This is a genomic window from Streptomyces rubellus, assembly GCF_036323805.1.
Classification (GTDB): domain Bacteria; phylum Actinomycetota; class Actinomycetes; order Streptomycetales; family Streptomycetaceae; genus Streptomyces.
This window is the reverse complement of sequence record NZ_JAZDCX010000070.1, coordinates 1-742: the sequence shown is the minus strand read 5'-3', so window position 1 is coordinate 742 and position 742 is coordinate 1. Positions and strand designations below refer to the sequence as shown.

1 protein-coding gene is annotated in these 742 nt (G+C 72.6%); it reads right to left on the bottom strand.

All coding sequences use genetic code 11. From position 1 onward, the window contains the following. Nucleotides 1-16: 16 nt before the first annotated feature. A partial coding sequence (locus V1L54_RS29280) for a fructosamine kinase family protein (RefSeq protein ID WP_330121187.1) occupies nt 17-742 on the bottom strand: 726 nt, incomplete at its 5' end.

The following is a 742-nucleotide window of genomic DNA, read 5'->3' as shown; positions in this document are numbered from 1 at the left end:
GGCGGCGGCACGCCGGTCACACCGTCGCCGGGCCACCGTTTCGCCGGAACGGGGCGATGATCTTCCGTACGGCCTCCGCGGCCCCCCAGTCGTCGTCGTCATGGGCGATGATGCTCAGGAGTTCCCGGAGGTGGAAGAGGTCCATCCGGTCCCGCCAGCCGCCGTCGATCCCGGTGATCTCCTCGTACACGGCGAAGAAGCGGTCCGAGGCGGGCGGGCGCGGGGAGCACCACAGCATGCTGAGGTCGATCTCCGGCCAGTTGTAGGACACGGCGGGGTCGATGAGCGCGGGCGCGCCGTCGGCGGTGGCGACGATGTTCTCCTGCCACAGATCGCCGTGGGTCAGGCACGGGGGCCGGTCCGGCACGAGTTCGGGCAGGGCGGCGCAGAGCCGTTCCAGGGCCTGCCGCTCCGCGGTGTCGAAGGCCGCCTCGACCAGAGGTTCCGACAGCCAGCGCAGGATGCGCCGCTCCGCGAGGAACGCGTGGCCGTCGCTGTCCCAGGTGTTGTCCTGGCGCAGCCGGCCCAGCCAGCCCGGACGGTGCCAGCCGAACCGCTCGGCGGTCGTGGAGGTGTGCAGGGCGGCGACCGTGCGGGCGAGCCGTTCCCAGAAAGGCTCGTCGTCGCGGCGTGGCCGCATCTTCTCCAGCACGAGCAGCCGGGGCGAGGCGCACAGCACCTCCGGCGTGATCACCCCGCCGGTCTCGCGGAGCTCCGTCAGGCCGGCGGCTTCGACGGGGAA